This window comes from Kitasatospora sp. NPDC057223, assembly GCF_042669755.1.
In the GTDB taxonomy this organism is placed as follows: Bacteria; Actinomycetota; Actinomycetes; order Streptomycetales; family Streptomycetaceae; genus Kitasatospora.
In genome coordinates this window covers 87,830-114,158 of sequence record NZ_JBHUWW010000002.1, presented here as the reverse complement: position 1 = coordinate 114,158, position 26,329 = coordinate 87,830, and the positions used below count along the sequence as shown (strand labels likewise).

Below are 26,329 nucleotides of genomic sequence, written 5' to 3'. Positions count from 1 at the left end.
CCCTGAGACTAGCGACGCGCTCTGCACTCACGACGCGCCGGTGTGCCAGCTGGTGTCACCCTCTTACGGAACGGCTGCTTACCCCCTAGGCTGCTGCCATCCCTTGTTACCAGTGAGTTAACAAGATTGGGTCAAAAATGCCGGGCCCGGCGGCCTCCCCCAAGGCCGGCCGGTCACCGCCCACCCTCGGCCACCCGCCCCCCGGAGGTCTCGTTGAGTTCCGCGCAGTCCCTGATCGGCTCCGGCAGTGTCGACATCGTCGCCGGGCGCCCCGCCTCCGTCGCCCACCTCTTCCTCGACCGGGTGGCGGCGACGCCGAACGGTGAGGCCTATCGCTACCCCGTGCCGGTGGACGAGCACGCGGCGGACGGCGCCCCGGGTGCCGAGCAGTGGCGCTCGCTGACCTGGGCGCAGACCGCGGTCCGGGTCCGGGCCGTGGCCGCCGGCCTGATGTCGCTGGGCATCCGGACGGAGGACCGGGTCGCCCTGTCCTCCTCCACCCGGGTCGAGTGGATCATCGCCGACCTCGGCAACATGTGCGCCGGTGCGGCCACCACCACCGTCTACCCCAGCACCAACGCGGACGAGACGGCCTACCTGCTCGCCAACTCCGGCTCCAGGGCCCTCTTCGCGGAGAACAGCGCCCAGCTCGACAAGGTCGTCTCCCAGCTCGGACAGCTGCCCGAGCTGCGGACGGTCATCCTCTTCGACGCCCCCGACCAGCTCCCCGAGCCCGCGGGCGTGGCCGTCCTCACCCTCGCCGAGCTGGAGCGGCTCGGTACCGAGTACCTGGAGGAGCACCCCGACGCCGTCGACAAGTCCGTCGCCGCGCTGGACCGGGAGCAGCTCGCCACCCTCATCTACACCTCCGGCACCACCGGCCGCCCCAAGGGCGTGCGCCTGGTGCACGACTGCTGGGCGTACGAGGGCCGGGCGCAGGAGGCCAGCGGGCTGCTGCGCGCCGACGACGTGCAGTTCATGTGGCTGCCGCTGTCGCACGTCTTCGGCAAGACCCTGATCTCCGGGCAGATCGCCACCGGCCACGTGATGGCGGTGGACGGCCGGGTGGACCGGATCATCCACAACCTGCCGGTGGTCCGCCCGACCATGATGGCCTCGGCGCCGCGGATCTTCGAGAAGGTCTACAACGGCATCGCCGGCAAGGCCCGCGCCGAGGGCGGCGCCAAGTACAAGATCTTCCTCTGGGCGGCGAAGGTCTCCCGCGAGTACGCCCGTACCGCCCAGGCCAGCCGGATCGCCACCGGCCGCGAGTCGGTGCCGTTCGGGCTGAAGCTCCAGCACTCGCTGGCCGACAAGCTCGTCTACGCCAAGATCCGGGCCGCCTTCGGCGGGCGGATGCGCGGTTCGGTGTCCGGCAGTGCCGCGCTCGCCCCCGAGATCGGCTACTTCTTCGCCGGTGCCGGCGTGCCGATCCTGGAGGGCTACGGCCTGACCGAGACCAGCGCCGGCTCCACCGTGAACCGCGAGGAGGACTTCCGGGTCGGCACCGTCGGCCAGCCGCTGCCCGGCACCGAGGCCCGGATCGCCGAGGACGGCGAGATCCTGCTGCGCGGCCCCGGCGTCATGCGCGGCTACCACGAGCTGCCCGAGCAGACCGCCGAGGTGCTGGAGGCCGACGGCTGGTTCCACACCGGCGACATCGGCGAGCTCGACGCGAGCGGCTTCCTGCGGATCACCGACCGCAAGAAGGACATGTTCAAGACCTCCGGCGGCAAGTACGTCGCGCCGAGCGAGGTCGAGGGCAAGTTCAAGGCGGTCTGCCCGTTCGTCAGCAACATCCTGGTGATCGGCAACGGCCGCAACTTCTGCACGGCGCTGATCGGCCTCGACGAGGCGGTCATCATGCCGTGGGCGGCCGGGCACGACCTGGCGGGCAGGTCGTACGGCGAGGTGGTGGCCGCACCGCAGACGCAGGCGCTGATCGAGGGCTTCGTGCAGAAGCTCAACGGCGACCTCCAGCGCTGGCAGACGATCAAGAAGTTCACGCTGCTCCCGCGCGACCTGGACATCGAGCACGGCGAGCTGACCCCGAGCCTCAAGATCAAGCGCCCGGTCGTCGAGCGGACGTACGCGGACGCCGTCACCGAGATGTACGCCGGCACCCTGGAGGCCTGAGCCCCCGGCCCCGCCGGCTCCCGCCGTCCGGTACGGTCCACCCGGGCCGTACCGGACAATGGACGCATGCCCTCCGCACTCCCCGACGGCGAACCCGTGCCGTCCGACGGTTCCCTGCCCGCCCACGCCCTCGCCGGCCTCGGGGAGCGGCCCTTCGGCTTCTACGTGCACGTGCCGTACTGCGCGACCCGCTGCGGGTACTGCGACTTCAACACGTACACCGCCACCGAGCTGCGCTCCTCCGGTGCCATCGCCACCCAGGAGACGTACGCCGGCAACCTGGTCGCGGAGATCCGGCTCGCCCGCAAGGTGCTCGGCTCCGCCGAGCTGCCCGTCGAGACGGTCTTCCTCGGCGGCGGCACGCCCACCCTGCTGCCGGCCCGCGACCTGGTGACGATGCTGGCCGCGATCCGCGACGAGTTCGGCCTGGCACCCGGCGCCGAGGTCACCACCGAGGCCAACCCCGAGTCCGTCGACCCGGCCTACCTCGCCGAACTGCGCGAGGGCGGCTTCAACCGGATCTCCTTCGGGATGCAGAGCGCCCGCCCGCACGTCCTGGAGCTGCTCGACCGCCACCACACGCCGGGCCGACCCGAGGCCTGCGTCGCCGAGGCCCGCGCGGCCGGCTTCGACCACGTCAACCTGGACCTCATCTACGGCACCCCGGGCGAGTCCGACGACGACTGGCGCGCCTCCCTCGACGCCGCCATCGGCGCCGGCCCCGACCACGTCTCCGCGTACTCGCTGATCGTCGAGGACGGCACGAAGCTCGCCGCCCGGGTCAAGCGCGGCGAACTGCCGATGATCGACGACGACGTGCACGCCGACCGCTACCTGATCGCCGAGGAGGCCCTCGGCAAGGCCGGCTACAGCTGGTACGAGGTCTCCAACTGGGCCACCACCGAGGCCGGCCGCTGCCGCCACAACGAGCTCTACTGGACGGGCGCCGACTGGTGGGGCGCCGGCCCGGGCGCGCACAGCCACGTCGGCGGCGTCCGCTGGTGGAACGCCAAGCACCCGGCCGCCTACGCCCAGGCCCTGGCCGAGGGCCGCACACCGGGCCAGGGCCGCGAAGTCCTCCCCGAGGCCGACCGCCGGGTCGAGCGGATCCTCCTGGAGCTCCGCCTGGTCGCCGGCTGCCCGCTCACCCTGCTCGCCCCCGCCGGCCTGGAGGCCGCCCACCGGGCCCTGGCCGACGGCCTGCTCGACCCCGCCGCCTTCGAGGCCGGCCGCGCCGTCCTGACCCTCCAGGGGCGGCTGCTGGCGGACGGCGTCGTGCGTGACCTGGTGGACTGAGTCCCGTTGACGCGGGAGCAGCCGTCCGGGGGAGTGGTGACGACCGCCGTGGACAGGCGCTCAGTCGGCGAGCGTGACGAAGTCGATCAACTCCTCGACCCGGCCCAGCAGGGCCGGGTCGAGGTCCCTGTACGAGTTCACCGAGGCGAGGATGCGCTTCCAGGCGGCAGGGGTGTCCACCGGCCAGCCGAGGCGGCGGCAGACGCCCTCCTTCCAGGACTCGCCGCGGGGGACCTGCGGCCAGCCGGGGATGCCGACGCTGCCCGGCTTCACGGCCTCCCAGACGTCGATGTACGGGTGGCCGACGACCAGCACGGACGTGCCGGTGACCCGGGCGGCGATCCGGTGCTCCTTGGTGCCGGGCAGCAGGTGGTCGACCAGGACGCCGAGGCGCCGGCCGGGGCCGGGGGAGAAGTCGGCGACGATCGCGGGCAGGTCGTCGATGCCCTCCAGGTACTCCACGACGACGCCCTCGATCCGCAGGTCGTCGCCCCAGACCCGCTCGACCAGCTCGGCGTCGTGCCGGCCCTCGACGTAGATCCGGGACTCGCGGGCGACCCGCGCGCGGGCGCCGGGGACGGCCACCGAGCCGGAGGCGGTGCGGCCGGACGCCTTCACCGTAACGGCCCCGGCGGGCCGCACCAGGGTGACGACCTGACCCTCCAGCAGGAAGCCGCGCGGGCCCATCGGGAAGACCCGGTGCTTGCCGAAGCGGTCCTCCAGGGTGACGGTCAGGCCCTCGGCCGTCTTCTCGCACCGCACCACGGCCCCGCAGAAGCCGGTGGCGGCCTCCTCCACCACGAGGTCCCGCTCCGCGGGTACGTCGGGGGCGGGTGCCTGCCGCTTCCACGGCGGGGTGAGGTCCGGGCCGTAACTCCTGCTGTGCATAGGAGGACTATAGGAAATCCGACGGGGGCTCAGAGCCCCGGCGCGCCCCAGACCGGGAACCAGCGGGACAGGTCGGACTCGACCCGCAGGTCGTTGCCGAGCATCGCCTTGACCTGGAGTTCCAGCGGGCTGTTGCGCTTCTCGCCGCCGCCCGGCATCGGGGCGAACGGGTAGAAGGTGCCGCGCTTGTAGAGGTAGACCAGGGCGAGCGGCCGGCCGGCGTCGTCGCGGAAGGCGACCAGCGAGCAGAGCAGCTGCGGGCCGAAGCCGTTGGCCTCCAGCTCGCTGTTGACCGCGTGCAGGTCGTTGACCAGGTCGGGCAGTTCCTCGGGGGTGTGCCGGGCGAGCAGCCAGGAGTAGCCGTAGCCGTCCTGGCTGGCCTCCACGGGGACGCCGCCGCGTCCGGTGTCGGCGTCCAGCAGGGCGCGGACCTGGCGTTCGACCTCGCCGAAGGCGCCGCCCTCGACGGCGGCGAAGCAGACCGAGCCGAGCCCGGTGGGCCTGAAGCCGGCGGCGGCCTCCAGGGTGAGCGCGGCCGAGGGCACGCCGAACAGCTGGTCGAGGTCGGGCCGGACGGGCTTGCTGCGGCCGAGCAGGGCATCCAGGAATCCCACGGGTGTCTCTCCTCCGGAGGTGGGTCAGCGGCCGAGGTCGGTGGAGATCTTCGCGAGCTGCTCCAGCCGCTTCTCCAGCGACGGGTGGGTGGACAACAGCTGCGAGGCGGCCTCCCGGGCGCTCAGCGCGGGGGCGAAGTAGAACGCGTTGTAGGGCTGAGCCTGGCGCAGGTCCTTGGTGGGGATGGCGGCGATCTGGCCGGTCACCTTGGTCAGGGCGGAGGCCAGCGCGCTGGGGCGCCCGGTGAGCTGGGCGGCCGCCCGGTCGGCGGCCAGTTCGCGGTAGCGGGAGAGCAGCCGGGTGAGCAGGAAACTGATCGCGTAGACGACCATCGAGACCAGCGGGATGACGAGCATCGCGATGGCGGCGTTCTGGTCGTTGCTGTTGCGGTTGCCGCCCATCATCCCGCCGTACATGGCCATCCGGGTCATCGCTCCGGCGAGCACGCCGAGGAAACCGGCCACCGTCATCACGGCGACGTCCCGGTGGGCGACGTGCGACAGCTCGTGGGCGAGGACGCCCTCCAGCTCCTCGGGTTCCAGCCGCCGCAGCAGGCCGGTGGTGACGCAGACCACGGCCTTTTCCGGTTTGCGGCCGGTGGCGAAGGCGTTCGGCATGTCGTTGTCGGCGACCGCGACCCTGGGCTTGGGCATGTCGGCGAGCGCGCAGAGCCGGTCAATGGTGCCGTGCAGTTGGGGGTACTGCTCGGGGGTGACCTCGTGGGCGCCCATCGCCCGTTCGGTGATCCTGTCGCTGAACCAGAACTGGGCGACGAACAGGCCGCCCGAGATCAGCACGATGATCGGCCAGGCCCCGCGCAGCAGCACGATGAGCAGACCGGTGAAGCCCACGTACAGCAGGCCGATCACGAACATCGTGGCGACCATCCGGCCGGTGAGTCCACGGTCGGGTGCGAAGCGGGTGTGCTGGCCCGAGGCTGACATTGCTGCTCCTCCGATTAGCCGGTTGCCTTCGATGCTGCCACCTGGCCGGGCCGCGGGCATCACGCACCGGTGGCCGGGTGCGTGCAGGATCACCCCGGTCGTGCCGTTCCTGCCGTCTGTCCCGGGCCTTACACTGGCAGGTACGGTTCTGGCACTCGACTGTCCTGAGTGCCAAACGATCCGCCGCGAGAGATCCACATCGATCCACATCGAGTCATATCGGACAACGTGCGAAGACGGAGGTGCGTGCCCCATGGTCAGCGAGCGCAGGGCCGAGGACCGCAAGTCCGAGCCCCGCAAGTCCGACGGCCGGATCGACACCCGGCAGATCGACACCCGCCAGATCGAGGGCCGCCAGCTGGACGTGCGTCCGCTGGACGACCGCAAGCTGGCGGTGCTGCGGGCGATCGTCCAGGACTACGTGGGGACGGAGGAGCCGGTCGGCTCCAAGGCGCTGGTCGAGCGGCACAGCCTCGGGGTCTCCCCGGCGACCGTCCGCAACGACATGGCGGCCCTGGAGGAGGACGGCTACATCCAGCAGCCGCACACCAGTGCCGGCCGGATCCCGACCGACAAGGGCTACCGGCTGTTCGTCGACCGCCTCGCCGAGGTCAAGCCGATGACGGCGCCCGAGCGCCGTGCCATCCGGCACTTCCTGGACGGCGCGGTGGACCTCGACGACGTGGTCGCCCGTACGGTGCGGCTGCTCGCGCAGCTCACCCGGCAGGTCGCCGTCGTGCAGTACCCGTCGCTGTCGCGTTCGACCGTGCGGCACATCGAGCTGGTCGCGCTCGCGCCGACCAAGGTGATGCTCGTCCTGATCACCAACACCGGCCGGGTCGAGCAGCGGATGGTCGACTGCCCGGGCACGGTCGGCGAGACGGTGCTGGCGGAGCTCCGGGCCAAGGCCAACGCGCGGGCCTGCGGGCAGCGCCTGCCGGACGTCCCGGAGCTGCTGGAGGCCCTGCCGGCCGCCTTCGAGCCCGCCGACCGCCCGACCGTCACCACCGTGCTGGCCACGCTCTTCGAGGCGTTGGCCGAGCAGAACGAGGAGCGGATCATGCTGGCCGGCACGGCCAACCTGACCCGCTTCGGGCACGACTTCCCGCTCACCATCCAGCCGGTGCTGGAGGCTCTGGAGGAGCAGGTCGTCCTGCTCCGCCTGCTGGGCGAGACCGGCGACGCGTCGATGATGGTGCGGATCGGCCGGGAGAACGCGTACGAAGGGCTCAATTCCACCTCGGTGGTCTCGGTCGGTTACGGTTCGGGCGACGAGAGTGTGGCGAAGCTGGGCGTGATCGGTCCGACCCGGATGGACTATCCGGGCACAATGGGGGCGGTGCGAGCGGTGGCAAGGTACGTGGGCCAGATCCTGGCCGAGTCATAGAAACGACCACCGTCAGCCCTCTGACGGTGGCAACCCAGTCGCAGCACTTCTAGAGGCGGAACAAGCGGAGCATTTGGTGGCCACGGACTACTACGCGGTACTCGGCGTCCGACGGGATGCGGGGCAGGACGAGATCAAGAAGGCGTTCCGGCGCCTCGCCCGTGAACTGCACCCGGACGTCAACCCGGACCCGAAGACGCAGGAGCGGTTCAAGGAGATCAACGCCGCTTACGAGGTGCTCTCCGACCCGGCCAAGCGCCAGGTCTACGACCTCGGCGGCGACCCCCTCTCCCCGAACGGCGGCGCGGGCGGCTTCGGCGCGGGCGCGGCGGGCTTCGGCTTCTCCGACATCATGGACGCCTTCTTCGGCGCCGCCTCCGGCCAGCGCGGGCCCCGCTCGCGCACCCGGCGCGGCCAGGACGCCATGATCCGCCTGGAGATCACCCTGGAGGAGGCCGCTTTCGGCACCACCAAGGAGCTCCAGGTCGACACGGCCGTCACCTGCACGACCTGCTCCGGTGAGGGCGCGGCGCCCGGCACCTCGGCGCAGACCTGTGACATGTGCCGCGGCAAGGGCGAGGTGTCGCAGGTCACCCGGTCCTTCCTGGGCCAGGTCATGACCTCGCGCCCGTGCCCGCAGTGCCAGGGCTTCGGCACCGTCGTGCCGACCCCGTGCCCCGAGTGCGCCGGTGACGGGCGGGTGCGTGCCCGCCGTACGCTCACCGTCAAGATCCCGGCCGGTGTCGACAACGGCACCCGGATCCAGCTGGCCGGCGAGGGCGAGGTCGGCCCCGGCGGCGGCCCGGCCGGCGACCTGTACGTCGAGATCGCCGAGACCGCGCACCCGACCTTCCAGCGCCGGGGTGACGACCTGCACTGCACGGTCACCATCCCGATGACGGCGGCCTCGCTGGGCACCCAGGTGCCGCTGCAGACCCTGGACGGGCTGGAGGAGGTCGACATCCGGCCCGGCACGCAGTCCGGCCAGTCGATCCCGCTGCACGCCCGGGGCATCACCCACCTGCGCGGCGGCGGCCGTGGCGACCTGATAGTGCATGTCGAGGTGCAGACGCCCACCAAGCTCGACCCCGAGCAGGAGGACCTGCTGCGCCGCCTCGCGCTGCTGCGCGGCGAGGAGCGCCCCTCCGGGACGTTCGCGCCCGGCCAGCAGGGCCTGTTCTCCCGGCTGAAGGACGCCTTCAACGGCCGCTGAGCCGTCCGGAGTCCGTACCCAGGGGCGCGGGGCCCCCGCCGCACCGGCGGAGCCCCGCGCCCCTGGGGTCTGCCCGTTCCGTCCCGCACCACCGGAGGTTCCCGCCATGACCGCCCCCGTCTTCGTCGTCGGGACGTCGCAGCTGACCGGCCTGTCCGCAGGCGCTCCGGTCCGCCTCGACGGCCCGGAGGGCCGCCACGCCGCCGCCGTGAAGCGGCTGGAGCCCGGCGAGGCCGTCACCCTCACGGACGGGCTCGGCCTCGGCGTGGACGGCACCGTAGCGGCCGTGCACGGCAAGGACGCGATCGACGTCACGGTCGGCGCGGTGCGCCGCGAGGCCGAGCCGGTGCCCCGGATCGTGGTCGTCCAGGCCCTGCCCAAGGGCGACCGGGGCGAGCTGGCGGTCGAGACCATGACCGAGGTCGGCGTGGACGTGGTGATCCCCTGGCAGGCCTCGCGCTGCATCACCCAGTGGAAGGGCGAGCGCGGTGCCAAGGCGCTCGCGAAGTGGCGCTCCACCGCCCGGGAGGCCGGCAAGCAGTCCCGCCGGCTGCGGTTCGCCGACGTCCGGGAGCCGATGACGACCCGGCAGCTCGCGCCGCTGCTGGCCGCCGCCGCGTTCGCCGCCGTGCTGCACGAGGACGGCGCCGAGCCGCTGGCCGACGCCGCGCTGCCCGCCGCCGGCGACCTGGTGCTCGTCGTCGGCCCCGAGGGCGGCGTCTCGCCCGACGAGCTGGCCGCCTTCGCCGCGGCCGGCGCCCGCCCGTACCGGCTCGGCGCGTCCGTGCTGCGCACCTCGACGGCGGGCGTGGCCGCCGGCGCGCTGCTGCTGGGGCGTACCGGCCGCTGGTCCTGACGGCCCGCTCCCGGCCCGTCCCCCGTGCGGGGAGCGGGGTGGGGGAAAAGCCTTCGCGTGGTGCGTGCACGTGCATAGGCTGACGCCGTGACCGATCCCCAGAACACCCTCGCCGGCGCGTACCTGCGCCACCCCCACCTGCACGGTGAACTGATCACCTTCGTTGCCGAGAACGACGTCTGGCTCGCCCCCATCGACGGCGGCCGGGCGTGGCGGCTGACCGCCGATCAGGTCCCGGTCTCCCACCCGAGATTCTCCCCGGACGGGCAGCACGTCGCCTGGGCCTCCACCCGCGACGGCGCGCCCGAGATCCACCTGGCGCCCGCCGACGGCGGCCCCTCGCGCCGGCTGACGTACTGGGGCAGCGGCCAGACCAGGCTGCGCGGCTGGACGGCCGACGGCCGCCCCGTCGCCACCACCACGGCCGGCCAGGCCACCCTGCGCCGCAGCTGGGCGTACGCCGTCCCGCTGGACGGCGGCGAGCCCGACCGGCTGCCCTACGGCCCGGTCGGCGGCCTGGCCCAGGAGCCGGGCGGCGACGGCGTGCTGCTGCTCTCCGCCGCCAGTCGCGAACCGGCGCTGTGGAAGCGCTACCGGGGCGGTACGGCCGGCAAGCTGTGGATCGGTACCGACGAGTTCGCCCGGGTGCACGCCGGGCTGGACGGCAACATCGAGTCCCCGCTCTGGGTGGGCGGCCGGATCGCGTTCCTGTCGGACCACGAGGGCTACGGCCGGCTGTACTCCAGCCTCCCGGACGGCACCGACCTGCGGGCCCACAGCAGCTCCGACGACGGCTTCTACGCCCGCAACGCCTCCACCGACGGCGCCCGCGTCGTCTGGCACAGCGCCGGCGACCTGTGGATCCTGGACGACCTGGACGGCGCCGAGCCGCGCCGCCTCGACATCCGCCCGGCCGGGCCGGCGACCGGCCGTCGCCGCCGGCCGGTCAGCGCCGCGCACTGGCTGGAGACGGCCGCCCCGGACCGCACCGGCCGCGCCAGCGCCGTCGTCGTGCGCGGCAGCGTGCACTGGCTGACGCACCGGGAGGGCCCGGCCCGGGTGCTGGACGAGACGCCCGGCGTCCGCGCCCGGCTGACCAGGGTGGTGCCCGGCGAGGACGGCGCGCAGGGCGTCGTCTGGGTGACCGACGCCGAGGGCGACGACGCGATCGAGTACGCCCCCGCCGTGCTCGGCGAGGAGCGCCGCCGGCTCGCCGCCGGACAGCTCGGCCGGGTGCTCGGCCTGACCGTCTCACCCGACGGCAAGCAGCTCGCCGTCGCCTCGCACGACGGCCGGGTGCTGCTCGTCGGCCTCGCCGACGGCGCCGTGCACCAGCTGGCCCGGAGTGCGGACGGCGAGGTCAACGGGCTGGTGTTCAGCCCCGACTCGGCCTGGCTGGCCTGGTCGCAGCCCGCGCTCGGCCCGTGGTCGCTGCGCCAGATCGCCCTGGCCAACCTGGCCACCCGGACGGTCGGCGAGGCCACCCCGCAGCGCTTCATCGACACCTCGCCCGCCTTCACCGCGGACGGCAAGCACCTCGCGTTCCTGTCGGTGCGCAACTTCGACCCGGTGTACGACGCGCACGTCTTCGACCTGTCGTTCCCCACCGGCTGCCGCCCGTACCTGATCACGCTGGCCGCCGACACGCCGTCCCCGTTCGGCCCGCAGCGCGCCGGCCGGCCGTTCGGCGGCGAGGACGACGAGGCCAAGGGGAAGAAGGCGGACGCCGAGGAGACCGCCGACACCCCGCCCGTCACCCGGGTCGACCTGGACGGCATCGCCGACCGGATCATCCCCTTCCCGGTCGAGGGCGGCCGCTTCGGCAGCCTGCGCGCCGCCAAGGACGGCGTGCTCTGGAGCCGGCTGCCGCTGGTCGGCGAACTCGGCGACGACGCCGCCTCGCTGGAGGACGAGCGGCCGCGCCCGGTGCTGGAGCGCTTCGACTTCAAGAAGCTCCGCGCCGAGGAACTGCTCGCCGGACTGGACGCGTTCGCGGTCAGCGGCGACGGCGCCCGGCTGGCCGTCCTGGACGAGGGGCAGCTGCGGATCCTCCCGTCCGACCACAAGGCCGCCGGCGACGACGACGAGACCGACGTGGACCTCGCCCGGCTGCGGGTCACCGTCGACCCGGCGGCCGAGTGGCGGCAGATGTTCGACGAGAACGGCCGCATCATGCGCGACAACTTCTGGCGCGCGGACATGGGCGGCTTCGACTGGGCGGGCACGCTGGAGCGCTACCGTCCGCTGGTCGAGCGGCTCGGCTCGCACGACGACCTGGTGGACCTGCTCTGGGAGGTCCAGGGCGAGCTGGGCACCTCGCACGCCTACGTGACCCCGCCGGGCACCGGCACCGAGGCCGCCCGCCGGCAGGGCCTGCTGGGCGCCGACCTCGCCAAGGACGGCGACGTCTGGCGGATCGGGCGGATCCTGCCCGGCGAGTCCTCCGACCCGCGGGCCCGCTCACCGCTGGCCGCCCCCGGCGTGGCCGTCCGGCCGGGCGACGCGCTGCTCGCCGTCAACGGCCGCCCGGTGGACCCGGTCACCGGCCCCGCCCCGCTGCTGGCCGGCACGGCGGGCCAGCCCGTCGAGCTGACCGTGGCCGGCAAGGACGGCACCGACCAGCGGCACCCGGTGGTCGTCCCGCTCGCCGACGAGGAGCCGCTGCGCTACCACGACTGGGTGGCCGGGCGCCGGGCCGCCGTCCGCGAGCTGTCGGCCGGCCGGCTGGGCTACCTGCACATCCCGGACATGGTCAGCGCCGGCTGGGCGCAGCTGCACCGCGACCTGCGGGTGGAGATGGCCAAGGAGGGCGTGGTCGTCGACCTGCGGGAGAACCGCGGCGGCCACACCTCGCAGCTGGTGATCGAGAAGCTCAACCGGCGGATCATCGGCTGGGACATCGCCCGGGACGTCGCCGGCGCCCAGCCCTACCCCGGGGACGCCCCGCGCGGCCCGGTGGTGGCGCTGGCCAACGAGTTCTCCGGCTCGGACGGCGACATCGTCAACGCCGCCATCCAGGCGCTGGGGATCGGCCCGGTCGTCGGCACCCGCACCTGGGGCGGCGTGATCGGCATCGACAACAAGTACGGCCTGGTCGACGGCACCCGGGTCACCCAGCCGAAGTACGCCTTCTGGCTGGAGGGCTACGGCTGGGGCGTGGAGAACCACGGCGTCGACCCGGACGTCGAGGTCGTGATCGCCCCGCACCAGTACGCGGCCGGCGAGGACCCGCAGCTCGCCGAGGGCGTCCGCCTCGCCCTCGCGGCGCTGGCCGAGACCCCGGCGAAGACCCCGCCGCCGCTGCCCGAGCTGTAGCGCGGGCTGCGGGCCGGGCAGGGGCGTCCACCCCTGCCCGGCCCGCCCCGGCCCCCGGGCCCGCGGCCCGCGCACGGTGCGGTGGCGGCACCTGCGGGCGCCGCGGCTCGGCTAGCATGCGGCCGGTAGCCACCACGTGGTCACGCAGTACTCACGACGCCAGGAGACACCGATGGCCGGCGAGCCGCAGTCCGACTGCCTGTTCTGCAAGATCCTCGCGGGCAGCATCCCCGCGACCGTGGTCCGCGAGACGGAGCGCACCCTCGCCTTCCGGGACATCAACCCGCAGGCACCGACCCACATCCTGGTCATCCCGCACGCGCACTACCCGAACGCCGCCGAACTGGCCGCCGCGGAGCCCGCCGTCGCGGCCGAACTGCTCACCGAGGCGGCGGCGGTCGCCACCGGCGAGGGCCTCGCCGACTACCGCCTGATCTTCAACACCGGCGCCGGCGCCGGGCAGACCGTCTTCCACGCGCACGTGCACCTGCTCGGCGGCGCCCCGCTGCGCGAGGGCCTGGTCTGACACCGTGTCGCAACGCGAACTGGTCGTCCTCGGCACCGCCAGCCAGGTGCCCACCCGGCACCGCAACCACAACGGCTACCTGCTGCGCTGGGACGGCGAGGGCCTGCTGTTCGACCCGGGGGAGGGCACCCAGCGGCAGATGCTGCACGCCGGCGTCTCCGCCACCCAGATCACCCGGATCGGCATCACGCACTTCCACGGCGACCACTGCCTGGGCCTCGCCGGGGTGATCCAGCGGATCAACCTGGACCGCGTGCCGCACCCGGTGGACGTGTACTTCCCGGCCTCCGGCGAAGTGTTCTTCCAGCGCCTGCGGCACGCCACCGCCTTCCACGAGACGGCAGTGCTGCGCCCGCACCCGGTCGAGGAGGCCGGCCCGCTGCCCGCCCCCGGCGCCCGCTTCACCCTGGACGCCCGCCGGCTCTCGCACCCCGTCGAGTCCTTCGGCTACCGGCTCGCCGAGCCCGACGGCCGCCGCCTGGTGCCGGAGCGGCTCGCCGCACTCGGCATCCGCGGGCCCGCCGTCGGGCAGCTCCAGCAGCAGGGCTCGATCGAGCTCGACGGCCGGACGGTCACCCTGGAGGAGGTCAGCGAGCCGCGGGCCGGCCAGCGCTTCGCCTTCGTGATGGACACCCGGCTCTGCGACGGCGTCGGCGAGCTCGCCGAGGGCGCCGACCTGCTGGTCATCGAGGCGACCTTCGTGGACGCGGACGAGCACCTGGCCCGCGAGCACGGCCACCTCACCGCCGCGCAGGCCGCCCGGGTCGCCGCCGAGGCCGGGGTGCGGACGCTGGTCCTCACCCACTTCTCGCAGCGCTACCCGGACCTCGGCCAGCACCTGGCGCAGGCCCGCCGGTACTTCGACGGCGAGATCGTCGTCGCCGAGGACCTCGCCCGGGTGCCCGTGCCGCCACGCCGTTGACCCCGCCCCTGACCCCGCCTCCCGCCGGCGCGGCGGAAAACCACTCGCATCGACCCCCGAACTGCCGGAGCATCGACCGCGTGCGCGATTCGTCCGCCGGGAGGTGGCGCCGCACCGCCACGGCGAACACGCGCGCGGCGTACCCTGGTGACCCCGGACCGACCGAGCGGCACCACGAGACCACGGATGGGATGAGGCAGGCCTCAGCGCCGACCTATGAGTGACACATCGCATACCCGGACGAACGGACAGTCGCGACCCGAGGCAGCCGGCACCGAGCGTGCCGCCAGCGCCAGGATCGTCATCCCCGAGAAGCACCCGATGGTCACCCTGCTCGGTGCCACCGACTCCCTGCTGCGCGTGATCGAGGCGTCCTTCCCGGCCGCCGACATCCACGTCCGCGGCAACGAGGTGACCGCCACCGGGGACGCCGCCGAGGTCGCCCTCGTCCAAGAGCTGTTCACCGAGATGATGCTGGTGCTGCGCACCGGCCAGCCCCTGACGGAGGACGCCGTGGAGCGTTCGATCGCGATGCTGCGCAGTGCCGGGGACAACCCGGGCGACCCGTCGCCGTCGCAGGTGTTCACCGCGAACATCCTGTCCAACCGCGGCCGCACCATCCGCCCCAAGACCCTCAACCAGCAGCGCTACGTCGACGCGATCGACAAGCACACGATCGTCTTCGGCCTCGGCCCGGCCGGCACCGGCAAGACCTACCTGGCGATGGCCAAGGCCGTCCAGGCCCTCCAGGCCAAGGCGGTCAACCGGATCATCCTGACCCGGCCGGCCGTCGAGGCGGGCGAGCGGCTGGGCTTCCTGCCCGGCACCCTCTACGAGAAGATCGACCCGTACCTGCGCCCGCTCTACGACGCGCTGCACGACATGATGGACCCGGACTCCATCCCCCGGCTGATGGCCGCCGGCACCATCGAGGTCGCCCCGCTCGCGTACATGCGCGGCCGCACCCTCAACGACGCCTTCATCATCCTGGACGAGGCGCAGAACACCTCGCCCGCGCAGATGAAGATGTTCCTCACCCGCCTGGGCTTCAACTCCCGCGTGGTGGTCACCGGCGACACCAGCCAGGTCGACCTCCCGGGCGGCACCCGCAGCGGCCTCAAGGTCGTCCAGGAGATCCTGGCGGACGTCCCCGACATCCACTTCTCCGTCCTCACCAGCACCGACGTGGTCCGCCACAAGCTGGTCGGGCGGATCGTGGACGCCTACGAGCGCTGGGACGCCATCCAGGAGGCCGGGGAGCAGACCCCGGCCGCCCCCGCCCGCAAGCCGGCCCAGCGGCGCAGCGTCAAGGCGCCGTCGGCCCGTGCCCCCCGCCAGTCCCATCGCACCGAAAGCTGAGTAACAGCCCCTCCATGTCGATCGACATCGCCAACGAGTCCGGTTGGGACGCCGACGAGGACGCCATCCTCGACGTCGCCCGCTACGCCCTGGACAAGATGCGGATCCATCCGCAGTCCGAACTGTCCGTGATCCTGGTGGACAGCGCGGCGATGGAGGAACTCCACATCCAGTGGATGGACCTCCCGGGCCCCACCGACGTGATGTCCTTCCCGATGGACGAGCTGCGCCCCGGCAAGGAGGGCGACGAGCTGCCGCAGGGCCTGCTCGGCGACATCGTGCTCTGCCCCGAGGTGGCCAAGGAGCAGGGCCTCGCGGCGCCCTCCAAGCATTCCATGGACGAGGAGCTGCAACTGCTCACCGTCCACGGAGTGCTGCACGTGCTCGGGTACGACCACGAGGAGCCGGACGAGGAGCGGGCGATGTTCGCGCTCCAGAAGCGGATCCTGGACGACTGGCGTACCGGTCGGGGCCTGGGCGGCATCTCGCCGGCCCCCACCACCCACTGAGCGCGGGGTCCGATCCACTGTGAGTGGTGAAAGTACGAGCTTCATCCTCGGTGCCGTTCTGCTCACCGGCCTGGGCTGGCTGGCCGCCTGCGCCGAGGCGGGGATCTCCCGGGTCTCCCGCTTCCGTGCGGAGGAGGCCGTCCGGGCCGGGCGGCGCGGCGCCGACCGGATGCTGACCCTGGCGTCCGACCCGATCCGCTACCTCAACCTGGCCACGCTGATCCGGGTGGCGGCCGAGATGGCGGCGGCCGTCATGGTCACCGTGGTCTGCGTCCGCAACGTGGAGCCGACCTGGCAGGCCGTGCTCCTCGCGTTCGGCGTGATGGTGCTGGTGTCCTTCGTCGCGGTCGGCGTCTCGCCGCGCACGATCGGCCGCCAGCACCCGCTGAGCACCGTCACGGCGGCGGCCTTCGTGCTGCTGCCGCTGGCCCGGATCCTCGGCCCGATCCCGCGGCTGCTGATCCTGACCGGCAACGCGCTGACCCCCGGCAAGGGCTACCGCGAGGGCCCGTTCGCCTCCGAGGCGGAGCTGCGAGCGCTGGTGGACCTCGCCGAGAAGGACGACGTGATCGAGGACGACGAGCGCCGGATGGTGCACTCGGTCTTCGAGCTCGGCGACACCATCGTCCGCGAGGTGATGGTGCCGCGCACCGACCTGGTGATGATCGAGCGCCACAAGACCGTCCGTCAGGCCCTCACGCTGGCACTGCGCTCCGGCTTCTCGCGGATCCCGGTGGTCGGCGACAACGAGGACGACGTGGTCGGCATCATCTACCTCAAGGACCTCGTCCGCCTCACCCACATCAACCGCGACTCCGAGTCGGAGCCGGTCGGCGGCGTGATGCGCCCGGCCGTCTTCATCCCCGACAGCAAGCCGGCCGGCGACCTGCTGCGCGAGATGCAGCAGATGCGCTCGCACGTGGCCATCGTCATCGACGAGTACGGCGGCACGGCGGGCCTGGTCACCATCGAGGACATCCTGGAGGAGATCGTCGGCGAGATCACCGACGAGTACGACCGGGAGATCGCGCCGGTCGAGGACCTCGGGGACGGCTCGTACCGGATCACCGCCCGGCTGCTGGTCGAGGACCTCGGCGACCTCTTCGGCATCGAGCTGGAGGACGAGGACGTCGAGACCGTCGGCGGCCTGCTCGCCAAGCACCTCGGACGGGTCCCGATCCCCGGTTCGGCCTGCGAGATACCGCTCCCGGAGGACGCCGCCACCGACCTCACCGCCATCCTGCTGACCGCCGAGAGCTCGGCCGGCCGCCGCAACCGGATCGGCACCGTGGTCGCGTCCCCCGTCCGCCGGCCCGAGCCCGGCGAGGGCGAGGACGGCGACCGCGCCTGACCGCGCGGGCGGCCCCCGCGGGCGGGCCGCCGGGGCCGCCCGGAAGGCTCAGCCCGAGTTGCCCGGCCGCCGGGCCGGTCACCACCATGTGGTCATGACACATCAGTTGCGCGCTGAGTACGGCCCGCAGGGCCGGTCCGGTGGCGTCAGGACCTGGCACGTGGTGCGGACCGCCGGTGCCACCGAGGCCATGTGCGGCCGCACCGTCGAGGCGGACGCCGAGTCACGGCCGGAGCACGACTGGGGGAAGACTGAGCGGCCCTGCTGCCAGCAGTGCGGTTCGCTCTACCTGCACGAGGCCCCGTTCCTGCCCGCCGACGGGGGCTGACCGCCGCCCGCCGTGCGCCCCGCGCCGGGCGGAGTAGCGTGGAACCGCGGGTCGTGAGGGTTCGCGTCCGCTCCCGCAGTCTGCCTGCGTCGTGGAGGTCCCCATGAAGCTGCAAGACGAACTGCCCGTGGACCACCGCCTCGCCCAGGTGTACCGGATCGGTGCGGGCCTGGGCGGCGTGTTCCTGCTGGTGTTCGGCATCCTCGGGCTGCTGGACCACCCGGGGTTCCTGTCCACCTCGGGCGACCGCATCTCCGGGCTGTCGACCAACGGCGCGCTGAGCCTGCTGTCCGTGGTGATGGGCCTGGTGCTGATCGGGGGTGCGGTGGTCGGCGGCAACTTCGCCTCCACCCTCAACATGGTGGTCGGCACCCTCTTCGTGCTGGCCGGCTTCTACGGCCTGGCCGTGCTCGGCCGCCCGGACGCCAACATCCTGAACTTCCGGCTGTCCAACGTGCTGTTCAGTTTCATCTTCGGGCTGGTGGTGCTGACGTTCGGCATGTACGGCCGGGTCAGCAGTCATCTGCCGCTCGACAACCCGTACTGGCGCGAGCGCAAGGAGCGGGAGCGGCCGATGCCCTCCGGTCCGCCGGCCGTGGTGAAGATCCTGAAGCCGGGGCCGCCGAATCCGATCGGCCACTGAGCGGCCGGCGGCCGGGCCCGGCCGCCTATGCTCTGCGGCATGAGTGATGTCACCGAGCTGGACCCTGAGGACAAGAAGATCATCACCCTGGCCCGCTCCGCCCGCGCCCGCAACGGCGTGCCGGAGGGGGCCGCGGTGCGTGACGAGAACGGGCGCACGTACGTCGCCGGGACGGTCGCCCTGGAGTCGCTGAAGCTCAGCGCGCTGCAGACGGCCGTGGCGATGGCCGTGGCCAGCGGGGCGAAGAGCCTGGAGGCGGCGGCCGTCGTCTCGGAGGCCGAGCGGCCGGCCGACGCCGACCTGGCCGCCGTGCGCGATCTCGGCGGCGCCGGCACGCCCGTCCTGCTGGCCGGGCCGGACGGCGCCCTGCGCCTCGCGGCCGAGGCCCGCTGAGCGGCGTCCGGACGCACCGGCGGACGCACCGGCGGACGTAAGAGGCGGACGTACGAGGGACGCCCACACCCCATTCCGGCCCGGCACCGAGCCGGGCGGGCGGATAATCTCACCGGGAGAGCTCCGGCGGAGCTCCTGAGCGGGGGGAGCCGCAACCGTGGGGCCGTGGGCGTTCTTCGCAGGACTGCTGCTGAGCGTGATGGGCATGGGAAAATGGCAGGAGACCGGATCGCCGTTCTGGCTGGCCGGCTCGCTCACCCTCTTCGTGGTCGTCCTGATCAGCGGCCTCGCCTCGCTCGGCGGCGGGAAGAAGGGCTGACAGGGGCGGCTGTCCGCCCGGGCCGGATCGATCAGGGACAATGGGGCGCATGAGCGTCACTTCCCCCTCCCAGGCCGGCACCTACCGATCCGGCTTCGCGTGCTTCGTCGGCCGCCCCAACGCGGGCAAGTCGACCCTGACCAACGCCCTGGTGGGGACGAAGGTCGCGATCACCTCCGACCGTCCCCAGACCACCCGGCACACCGTGCGCGGCATCGTGCACCGCCCCGACGCCCAGCTGGTGCTGGTCGACACCCCGGGCCTGCACAAGCCCCGCACCCTGCTCGGCGAGCGGCTCAACGACCTGGTCCGCAGCACCTGGGCCGAGGTCGACGTGATCGGCTTCTGCCTCCCCGCCGACCAGAAGCTCGGCCCCGGCGACAAGTTCATCGCCAAGGAGCTCGCCGAGGTCAAGAAGACCCCCAAGGTGGCGATCGTCACCAAGACCGACCTGGTCGACTCCAAGGCGCTCGCCGCCCAGCTGATCGCGATCCACCAGCTCGGCCTCGAACTCGGCATCGAGTGGGCCGAGATCGTCCCCGTCTCGGCCGTCGCCGACACCCAGGTCGGCCTGCTGGCCGACCTGCTCGCCCCGCTGCTGCCGGCCGGCCCGCCGCTCTACCCGGACGGCGACCTCACCGACGAGCCCGAGCTGGTGATGGTCGCCGAGCTGATCCGCGAGGCCGCGCTGGAGGGCGTGCGCGACGAGCTGCCGCACTCGCTCGCCGTGGTCGTCGAGGAGATGATCCCGCGCGAGGGCCGCCCGGCGGACCGCCCGCTGCTGGACATCCACGCGAACGTCTACATCGAGCGGCAGAGCCAGAAGGCCATCGTGATCGGCGCCAAGGGCGCCCGCCTGAAGCACGTCGGCACGACGGCCCGCAAGCACATCGAGGCCCTGCTCGGCACGCCCGTCTACCTGGACCTGCACGTCAAGGTCGCCAAGGACTGGCAGCGCGACCCCAAGCAGCTGCGCAAGCTCGGCTTCTGAGCCGCGGCCGCCGGGCCGCCGGGCCGCCGGGCCGTCGTGCGGCCCGGCAGTCCGGCAGCCCCGTGGGACGGCGGCCGACTGTCCGTCAGGCGCCTTCGCGGAGCACCAGGGAGACCAGCTCGCGCTGGGAGTCCGTCAGCTTCGGGTCGGCGCAGTGGACGGTGCGGCCGTCGACGCTGATGGCGTAGTGGAAGCCGTCCGGAACCCCGTACGAGGGGGCGCGCAGCCCGCCCACGACGGCCTCGCGGGCGAGGGCGTGCACGTGCGGGGCGTCGGTACGTTCGGCGGTGTCGAGTTCCGCGCGGCGTGCGCGGCCCGCGAGGCCACCGGTTCGGGTCACCTGGATACGCATGGTGTCCATCCTGCTACGCAGGGCTGGGGTTTGACGACGCTTTCCGACAGCTTCACCTTAAGCCGGTCTCATCCCACGCTGATGCCGACCTTGGCCCACGCGGCCGTCACCGTGTTGGCCACCGCGGGCTCCGGGTAGCGGGCCGCGGCGGCCGCGACGGTGTCCCGCGCGAAGGCGGTGAAGTCGGCGTCGGCGGGCAGCCGGCCGCCCGTCAGGGTGTCGTACCAGATCTGCCCGGCCCGCTCCCAGGCCGGCCCGCCGAGGGCGGTGGCGAGCAGGTAGAACGCGTGGTTGGGGATGCCCGAGTTGATGTGCACCCCGCCCGCGTCCCCGTCGGTGTCCACGTAGTCGCGCAGATGCGCGGGTTGCGGGTCCTTGCCGAGCCGGGGGTCGTCGTAGGCCGTGCCGGGTGCCTTCAACGAGCGCAGCCCCACGCCCTGGACGCCGGGGGCGAGCAGGCCGGCGCCGATCAGCCAGTCGGCCTCGCCGGCGTCCTGGCGCAGCGCGTACTGCTTGACCAGTGCGCCGAAGACGTCGGAGAGCGACTCGTTGAGGGCGCCGGACTGGCCGCGGTAGTCCAGTCCGGCGGTGAACTGGGTCACTCCGTGGGACAGTTCGTGGCCGATGACGTCCAGGCAGGTGGTGAAGTCGCCGAAGACCACGCCGTCCCCGTCGCCGAACACCATCCGCTGGCCGTCCCAGAACGCGTTGTCGTAGTGGCGCCCGTAGTGGACGGTGGCGTCCAGGCGCAGCCCCGCGCCGTCGATCGACGGCCGGCCGTACACCTCGGCGAACAGCGCGTAGGTGGCGCCGAGGCCGTCGTACGCGTGGTTGACGGACTCGTCGTGGACGGGGGGCGCGCCCTCGGTGCGCACCGTGCGTCCGGGCAGCTGTTCGGTGTGCCGGGCGTCGCGGATGACCCGCCGCGGGCGGGCCGGGCCGGGGGCCGGTGTGCCGGGCAGCAGGCGGGCCTCTCGGTGCACGGCGTCGATGGCGAGCGAGCGGACGGCGGCCAGATGGCCCTGCTCGGCGAGCCGGTCGAGGACGTAGGGCGGAACGATCGCGCAGAACGGGGAGACTGTGGTCATGTTGCCCAGGGTGACGCATCAGTAACCCTTTGTCACTGCTTCCTCAGGGAGGCATTCGTCTCAACGGGTGGAAAACTCCCACGATGCGCTTCGGCCTCGTGGGGCCCTGGGTTACGCTTGGCCACATCATGCGTATCGGGCTGCTTCTTCTTAGCTGCCGCGGCGAGGGCCTGTAGTCCACTGAGGCCGGCTCCCTCGCCGCGGGGGACTGTGCTGTGCGCGTATGAACGCCGATCGCGGCAGCAGCCGGCCCGTCGGGTGTCCACCACCCCGACCAGCCCGCATCACACGGAAGCCGAGAGTCACTCCATGACCGAGCAGAGCTCCGCCACGTCGATCCCCGCCGGGCGCCCGTTCGTCGACCGTCCGACCCCGATCACCGCAGCCGCCGTGCAGCAGAAGCCCTCGGGCATGCCGTTCGGGCGCTACGTGCCCTTCGGCACCATCGACCTGCCGGACCGCACCTGGCCGAGCAAGGTGATCACGCAGGCGCCGCGGTGGCTGTCCACCGACCTGCGGGACGGCAACCAGGCGCTGATCGACCCGATGTCGCCGGCCCGCAAGCGCAAGATGTTCGACCTGCTGGTGAAGCTGGGCTACAAGGAGATCGAGGTCGGCTTCCCCTCCTCCGGCGCCACCGACTTCGCCTTCGTCCGTTCGCTGATCGAGGAGAACGCGATCCCGGACGACGTCACCATCTCGGTGCTGACGCAGGCCCGCGAGGACCTGATCGAGCGCACCGTGGAGTCCCTGGTCGGTGCGAAGAACGCCACCGTCCACCTGTACAACGCGACCTCCCCGCTGTTCCGCCGGGTGGTCTTCAAGGGCAGCAAGGACGACATCAAGGCGATCGCCGTGGACGGCACCCGCCTGGTGATGGAGTACGCGGAGAAGCTGCTGGGCGACGACACCGTCTTCGGCTACGAGTACTCGCCGGAGATCTTCATCGACACCGAGCTGGACTTCGCGCTGGAGGTCTGCGAGGCGGTGATGGACGTCTGGCAGCCGAGCGAGGGCCGCGAGATCATCCTGAACCTGCCGACCACGGTCGAGCGGTCCACGCCGAACGTCTACGCCGACAAGATCGAGTGGATGTCGCGGAACCTGTCCCGCCGCGAGTTCGTCTGCCTGTCCACCCACCCGCACAACGACCGCGGCACCGGCGTCGCCTCCGCCGAGCTGGCCGTGATGGCCGGCGCCGACCGCGTCGAGGGCTGTCTGTTCGGCCAGGGCGAGCGGACGGGCAACCTGGACCTGGTCAACGTCGGGATGAACCTGTTCTCGCAGGGCGTCGACCCGATGATCGACTTCTCCGACATCGACGAGATCCGCCGCACCGCCGAGTACTGCAACCAGATGCCGGTGCCGGAGCGCCACCCCTACGCCGGCGACCTGGTCTACACCTCGTTCTCCGGCTCGCACCAGGACGCCATCAAGAAGGGCTTCGACGCCCTGGAGGCCGACGCGAAGGCGGCCGGCGTACCCGTCGGCGAGTTCACCTGGGGCGTCCCGTACCTGCCGATCGACCCGAAGGACGTCGGCCGCAGCTACGAGGCGGTCATCCGGGTCAACAGCCAGTCCGGCAAGGGCGGCATCGCGTACGTCCTGAAGAACGACCACAAGCTGGACCTGCCGCGCCGGATGCAGATCGAGTTCTCCCGGATCATCCAGGCCAAGACGGACACCGAGGGCGGCGAGGTCACCCCCGCCGACATCTGGGCCGTCTTCCAGGACGAGTACCTGCCGACGCCCGCCAACCCGTGGGGCCGGATCTCGCTGAGCGGCTCCCGCAGCCTGACCACCGAGGACGGCCGGGACGCCCTGACCACCCAGGCCGTGGTGGACGGTGTCGAGACCACGCTGACCGGCACCGGCAACGGCCCGGTCTCCGCCTTCGGCGACGCGCTGGCCGGGATCGGCATCGACGTCCGCGTCCTGGACTACGCCGAGCACGCCCTGAGCGAGGGCGGCGACGCCCAGGCCGCCGCGTACGTCGAGTGCGCGGTCGACGGCAAGGTCCTGTGGGGCGTCGGCATCGACGGCAACACCGTGCTGGCCTCCCTGAAGGCGATGATCAGCGCCGTCAACCGGGCGCAGCGCGGGTAATCCGGACGGATACCCCCGGGCCACCGAGCGGGCCGCCCTTCCGGGCGGCCCGCTCGCGTGTGTTCTGTGCCACATTTTTCTGCGTCGGAACCCGTTCGGGGTGCTGACACGTGCCGGTAACCGTGGCAACATCGACCCACCGGAAATCCGGGGTCGGTGGGACGGCCACGGGTCCGGTCGCGTGACCTGCCCATTGTTGTGCAGGCCGCCTGCCATGTCTGGGGAGTGGCGCCGTGACAGGGTTGTGGGGTGTCCGTCCTCGCTGGCGGACTGACGTTCTCGGTGACTTCTTCTGCCCAGGCTGCGGCGGAGACCGCAACTACCGTCGGCAGCACGGCCGGCGGTGGCTGCGGGTTCTCGGCACACCGGTGCTCCCGCTCGGCCCGGTGATCGGCAGCGTGCAGTGCACCTCCTGCCACGGCCGCTACGGGGTGCAGAGCCTGGAGCAGCTCACCAGCGTCCGGCTCTCCGGCATGCTGCGCGACGCCCAGTACACCGTCGCCCTCGCCCTGCTCGCCGCCGGCGGCACCGGCAGCCGCAGCGCCCGGGAGGCCGCCTGCAGCGTCGTCCGGGAGGCCGGCTTCGAGGACTGCGGCGAGGCCCAGGTGATCGCCGCGCTGGCCGCCCTGTCCGGGCTCGGCGGCGAACTGCACGAGGCGCACGGCCTCGCCGACGGCCTCACCGTCGAGCTCCACGCCGCCCTCGAACCGCTCACCCCCCACCTCGCCCAGCAGGGCCGTGAGCGGCTGCTGCTGCAGGGCGCCTGGATCGCGCTCGCCGACGGGCGGTACCTGCCGCAGGAGCGCGAGGCGCTGGCCGCCGTCGGCCGATGTCTCGCCCTCGGCGAGGACCGGGTCGGCACCCTGCTGGAAGCGGCCACCCGCGCCGCGCACTAGCCCGGCCCGTCACCGGCCCACTGCCGGTTCACCCCCGAGCCGGGCCCGACCCGCTCCCGGCCGCAGGCCGGGCGGCGCCCCCACGTTCCGGGCCCGCTGTGACCCGCACCGGCGGACATCCCCCCACGGACCCGGTGCGGGTACACGGCTGCCCGCCCGGCGGCCGGTGCGCGGGTGCGGGTGCGGGAGAATGGGGGGATGTCCACTCTGTTCGCCGGCGGCCCGCCCGGTAGCCCGTCCGACCGCTGCGAGGCACCGGCATGAGCCTGTACCGGGACGACGGCGTCGTGCTGCGGGCGCAGAAGCTCGGCGAGGCCGACCGGATCATCACCCTGCTCACCCGCCACCACGGCAAGGTGCGCGCCGTCGCCCGCGGGGTGCGCAAGACGAAGTCGAAGTTCGGCGCCCGGCTGGAGCCGTTCTCGCACGTGGACGTCCAGTTCTTCAGCCGCAACAGCGACCTGGTGAGCCGCAGTCTGCCGCTCTGCACCCAGGTCGAGACGATCGCCCCGTACGGCGGCCGGATCGTCACCGACTACGGCCGCTACACGGCCGGCACGGCCATGCTGGAGACGGCGGAACGATTCGCCGAGAACGAGGGCGAGCCGGCCGTCCAGCAGTACCTGCTGCTGGTCGGCGGCCTGCGGACACTGGCCGCCGGGGCGCACGAGTCCCACCTCGTGCTGGACGCGTTCCTGCTGCGCTCGCTCGCCGTCAACGGGTACGGCGCGAGCTTCACCGACTGCGCCAAGTGCGGACTCGAAGGACCCAACCGGTTCTTCTCGCTCCAGGCCGGCGGGGTGCTCTGCGGGGACTGCCGGGTGCCCGGCTGTGCCGTACCCTCCCCTGAGACACTGGTACTGCTCGGCTCGCTGCTGTCAGGGGACTGGCAGACGGCCGACGCCTGCGAGCCGCGGTACTGGCGGGAGGGCAGCGGCCTGGTCGCGGCCTATCTGCAGTGGCACCTGGAGCGGGGAATCCGCTCGATGAGATACGTGGAGAAGTGAGCATGGCAGCGCGACGGCTCTTCGGCGGCAGCAAGCAGAGGGAGTACCTCCCCCCGACCCCGCACCCCAGTGGCGCACAGCCGCCGAAGATCCCGGGTGAGCTGGTCCCCGAGCACGTCGCCATCGTGATGGACGGCAACGGCCGCTGGGCCAAGGAACGCGGGCTGCCCCGCACCGAGGGCCACAAGGTGGGCGAGAGCGTCGTCCTCGACGTGCTCAAGGGCGCCATCGAGCTGGGCGTGAAGAACATCTCGCTGTACGCCTTCTCCACCGAGAACTGGAAGAGGTCCCCCGAGGAGGTGAAGTTCCTGATGAACTTCAACCGGGACGTCATCCACCGCCGCCGCGACGAGATGGACGCGATGGGCGTACGGGTCCGCTGGGCCGGCCGGATGCCCAAGCTCTGGAAGAGCGTCGTCCAGGAGCTCCAGGTCGCCGAGGAGCAGACCAAGGACAACGACGCCGTCACCCTCTACATGTGCGTCAACTACGGCGGCCGGGCCGAGGTCGCGGACGCGGCCGCGGCCATCGCCGCCGACGTCGCGGCCGGCAAGCTCGACCCGAAGAAGGTCAACGAGAAGACCGTCGCCAAGTACATGTACCACCCGGACATGCCGGACGTGGACCTCTTCCTGCGTCCGAGCGGCGAGCAGCGGACCTCCAACTTCCTGCTCTGGCAGTCCGCGTACGCCGAGTTCGTGTTCCAGGACGTGCTCTGGCCCGACTTCGACCGCCGGGACCTCTGGCGCGCCTGCGAGCAGTACGCCCGCCGCGACCGCCGCTTCGGCGGCGCGCTGCCCAACGAGGTGGCCGGCGCCGAGGTGCCGCCGCAGCGCTGACCGGCCGGCCGGGGAACGCGTGAGGGCCCGTGGGAGGTGACTCCCACGGG

General features: G+C 72.6%; 25 protein-coding genes. 20 read left to right on the top strand and 5 right to left on the bottom strand.

Translation table 11 applies throughout. The features are described 5' to 3' along the window. Positions 1-213 precede the first annotated feature (213 nt). Both ACFUK0_RS01845 and hemW read left to right on the top strand, forming a co-directional pair. Positions 214-2,136, top strand: coding sequence for an AMP-dependent synthetase/ligase (locus ACFUK0_RS01845; RefSeq protein ID WP_380246023.1), 1,923 nt, complete (start codon positions 214-216; stop codon positions 2,134-2,136). A gap of 66 nt (positions 2,137-2,202) precedes the next feature. Beyond that, entirely contained in the window at positions 2,203-3,432 is a 1,230-nt protein-coding gene (gene hemW, locus ACFUK0_RS01840) for a radical SAM family heme chaperone HemW (protein ID WP_380246022.1), read from the top strand. A gap of 60 nt (positions 3,433-3,492) precedes the next feature. On the opposite strand, the gene ACFUK0_RS01835 is transcribed toward hemW, so the two are convergent. From ACFUK0_RS01835 to htpX, 3 genes are read right to left on the bottom strand one after another with little or no spacing between them, the layout of a single operon-like run. Then, a complete protein-coding gene (locus ACFUK0_RS01835) occupies positions 3,493-4,320 on the bottom strand; it encodes a DUF3097 domain-containing protein (RefSeq protein WP_380246021.1) in 828 nt (275 codons plus the stop codon). Between the two features lie 29 nt (positions 4,321-4,349). Further along, a complete protein-coding gene (locus tag ACFUK0_RS01830; RefSeq protein ID WP_380246020.1) occupies positions 4,350-4,934 on the bottom strand; it encodes a hypothetical protein in 585 nt (194 codons plus the stop codon). A gap of 24 nt (positions 4,935-4,958) precedes the next feature. Next, positions 4,959-5,879, bottom strand: a complete 921-nt coding sequence (gene htpX / locus ACFUK0_RS01825) for a zinc metalloprotease HtpX (protein WP_380246019.1) — start codon at positions 5,877-5,879, stop codon at positions 4,959-4,961. Between the two features lie 253 nt (positions 5,880-6,132). On the opposite strand from htpX, the gene hrcA reads away from it, so the two are divergent. From hrcA to era, 14 genes are all read left to right on the top strand, one after another. Continuing rightward, positions 6,133-7,266, top strand: a complete 1,134-nt coding sequence (gene hrcA / locus ACFUK0_RS01820; protein ID WP_380246018.1) for a heat-inducible transcriptional repressor HrcA — start codon at positions 6,133-6,135, stop codon at positions 7,264-7,266. Positions 7,267-7,342: 76 nt separating this feature from the next. Further along, positions 7,343-8,479, top strand: a complete 1,137-nt coding sequence (dnaJ, locus tag ACFUK0_RS01815) for a molecular chaperone DnaJ (protein ID WP_380246017.1) — start codon at positions 7,343-7,345, stop codon at positions 8,477-8,479. 106 nt (positions 8,480-8,585) lie between these two features. Next, positions 8,586-9,335, top strand: coding sequence for a 16S rRNA (uracil(1498)-N(3))-methyltransferase (locus tag ACFUK0_RS01810; RefSeq protein ID WP_380246016.1), 750 nt, complete (start codon positions 8,586-8,588; stop codon positions 9,333-9,335). An 87-nt stretch (positions 9,336-9,422) separates the two neighbouring features. Beyond that, positions 9,423-12,650 carry a PDZ domain-containing protein gene (locus tag ACFUK0_RS01805; protein WP_380246015.1) on the top strand — a complete coding sequence of 1,076 codons (3,228 nt, stop codon included), beginning with the start codon at positions 9,423-9,425 and terminating at the stop codon, positions 12,648-12,650. Positions 12,651-12,822: 172 nt separating this feature from the next. Then, the gene (locus tag ACFUK0_RS01800) at positions 12,823-13,176 is read left to right on the top strand and encodes an HIT domain-containing protein (RefSeq protein WP_380246014.1); all 354 of its coding nucleotides are present in this window, start codon (positions 12,823-12,825) and stop codon (positions 13,174-13,176) included. Between the two features lie 4 nt (positions 13,177-13,180). Next, on the top strand, positions 13,181-14,098 hold the full coding sequence (locus ACFUK0_RS01795; protein ID WP_380246013.1) for a ribonuclease Z: 918 nt from the start codon (positions 13,181-13,183) through the stop codon (positions 14,096-14,098). 321 nt (positions 14,099-14,419) lie between these two features. Continuing rightward, positions 14,420-15,457: a PhoH family protein gene (locus ACFUK0_RS01790; protein ID WP_380246080.1), complete on the top strand. Its 1,038-nt coding sequence runs from the start codon at positions 14,420-14,422 to the stop codon at positions 15,455-15,457. Positions 15,458-15,471: 14 nt separating this feature from the next. Continuing rightward, positions 15,472-15,966, top strand: coding sequence for an rRNA maturation RNase YbeY (gene ybeY / locus ACFUK0_RS01785; protein ID WP_380246012.1), 495 nt, complete (start codon positions 15,472-15,474; stop codon positions 15,964-15,966). Positions 15,967-15,985: 19 nt separating this feature from the next. Further along, positions 15,986-17,317, top strand: a complete 1,332-nt coding sequence (locus ACFUK0_RS01780) for a hemolysin family protein (protein WP_380246011.1) — start codon at positions 15,986-15,988, stop codon at positions 17,315-17,317. 94 nt (positions 17,318-17,411) lie between these two features. Continuing rightward, a complete protein-coding gene (locus ACFUK0_RS01775) occupies positions 17,412-17,645 on the top strand; it encodes a hypothetical protein (protein ID WP_380246010.1) in 234 nt (77 codons plus the stop codon). A 103-nt stretch (positions 17,646-17,748) separates the two neighbouring features. Next, complete coding sequence (locus ACFUK0_RS01770; protein ID WP_380246009.1) at positions 17,749-18,288, top strand: DUF4383 domain-containing protein; 540 nt, start codon at positions 17,749-17,751, stop codon at positions 18,286-18,288. A 39-nt stretch (positions 18,289-18,327) separates the two neighbouring features. Then, positions 18,328-18,681, top strand: coding sequence for a cytidine deaminase (locus ACFUK0_RS01765; protein ID WP_380246008.1), 354 nt, complete (start codon positions 18,328-18,330; stop codon positions 18,679-18,681). Positions 18,682-18,838: 157 nt separating this feature from the next. Continuing rightward, entirely contained in the window at positions 18,839-19,000 is a 162-nt protein-coding gene (locus ACFUK0_RS01760) for a hypothetical protein (protein ID WP_380246007.1), read from the top strand. A 40-nt stretch (positions 19,001-19,040) separates the two neighbouring features. Beyond that, entirely contained in the window at positions 19,041-19,991 is a 951-nt protein-coding gene (era, locus tag ACFUK0_RS01755) for a GTPase Era (RefSeq protein ID WP_380246006.1), read from the top strand. Positions 19,992-20,076: 85 nt separating this feature from the next. On the opposite strand, the gene ACFUK0_RS01750 is transcribed toward era, so the two are convergent. Together ACFUK0_RS01750 and ACFUK0_RS01745 are read right to left on the bottom strand one after the other, a co-directional pair. Further along, positions 20,077-20,343 carry a protealysin inhibitor emfourin gene (locus ACFUK0_RS01750; RefSeq protein WP_380246005.1) on the bottom strand — a complete coding sequence of 89 codons (267 nt, stop codon included), beginning with the start codon at positions 20,341-20,343 and terminating at the stop codon, positions 20,077-20,079. A gap of 68 nt (positions 20,344-20,411) precedes the next feature. Further along, entirely contained in the window at positions 20,412-21,431 is a 1,020-nt protein-coding gene (locus ACFUK0_RS01745) for a M4 family metallopeptidase (RefSeq protein ID WP_380246004.1), read from the bottom strand. Between the two features lie 309 nt (positions 21,432-21,740). Between ACFUK0_RS01745 and leuA the strand changes: the two genes are divergently transcribed. The 4 genes from leuA to ACFUK0_RS01725 all read left to right on the top strand — a co-directional run bounded on the left by leuA (position 21,741) and on the right by ACFUK0_RS01725 (position 26,279). After that, entirely contained in the window at positions 21,741-23,537 is a 1,797-nt protein-coding gene (gene leuA, locus ACFUK0_RS01740) for a 2-isopropylmalate synthase (RefSeq protein ID WP_380246003.1), read from the top strand. A 386-nt stretch (positions 23,538-23,923) separates the two neighbouring features. Next, positions 23,924-24,433 (top strand): TerB family tellurite resistance protein, encoded by a 510-nt coding sequence (locus ACFUK0_RS01735; RefSeq protein ID WP_380246002.1) that lies wholly within the window; start codon positions 23,924-23,926, stop codon positions 24,431-24,433. Between the two features lie 260 nt (positions 24,434-24,693). Further along, positions 24,694-25,440 (top strand): DNA repair protein RecO, encoded by a 747-nt coding sequence (gene recO, locus ACFUK0_RS01730; RefSeq protein WP_380246001.1) that lies wholly within the window; start codon positions 24,694-24,696, stop codon positions 25,438-25,440. 2 nt (positions 25,441-25,442) lie between these two features. After that, positions 25,443-26,279, top strand: coding sequence for an isoprenyl transferase (locus ACFUK0_RS01725; protein ID WP_380246000.1), 837 nt, complete (start codon positions 25,443-25,445; stop codon positions 26,277-26,279). Positions 26,280-26,329 lie beyond the last annotated feature (50 nt).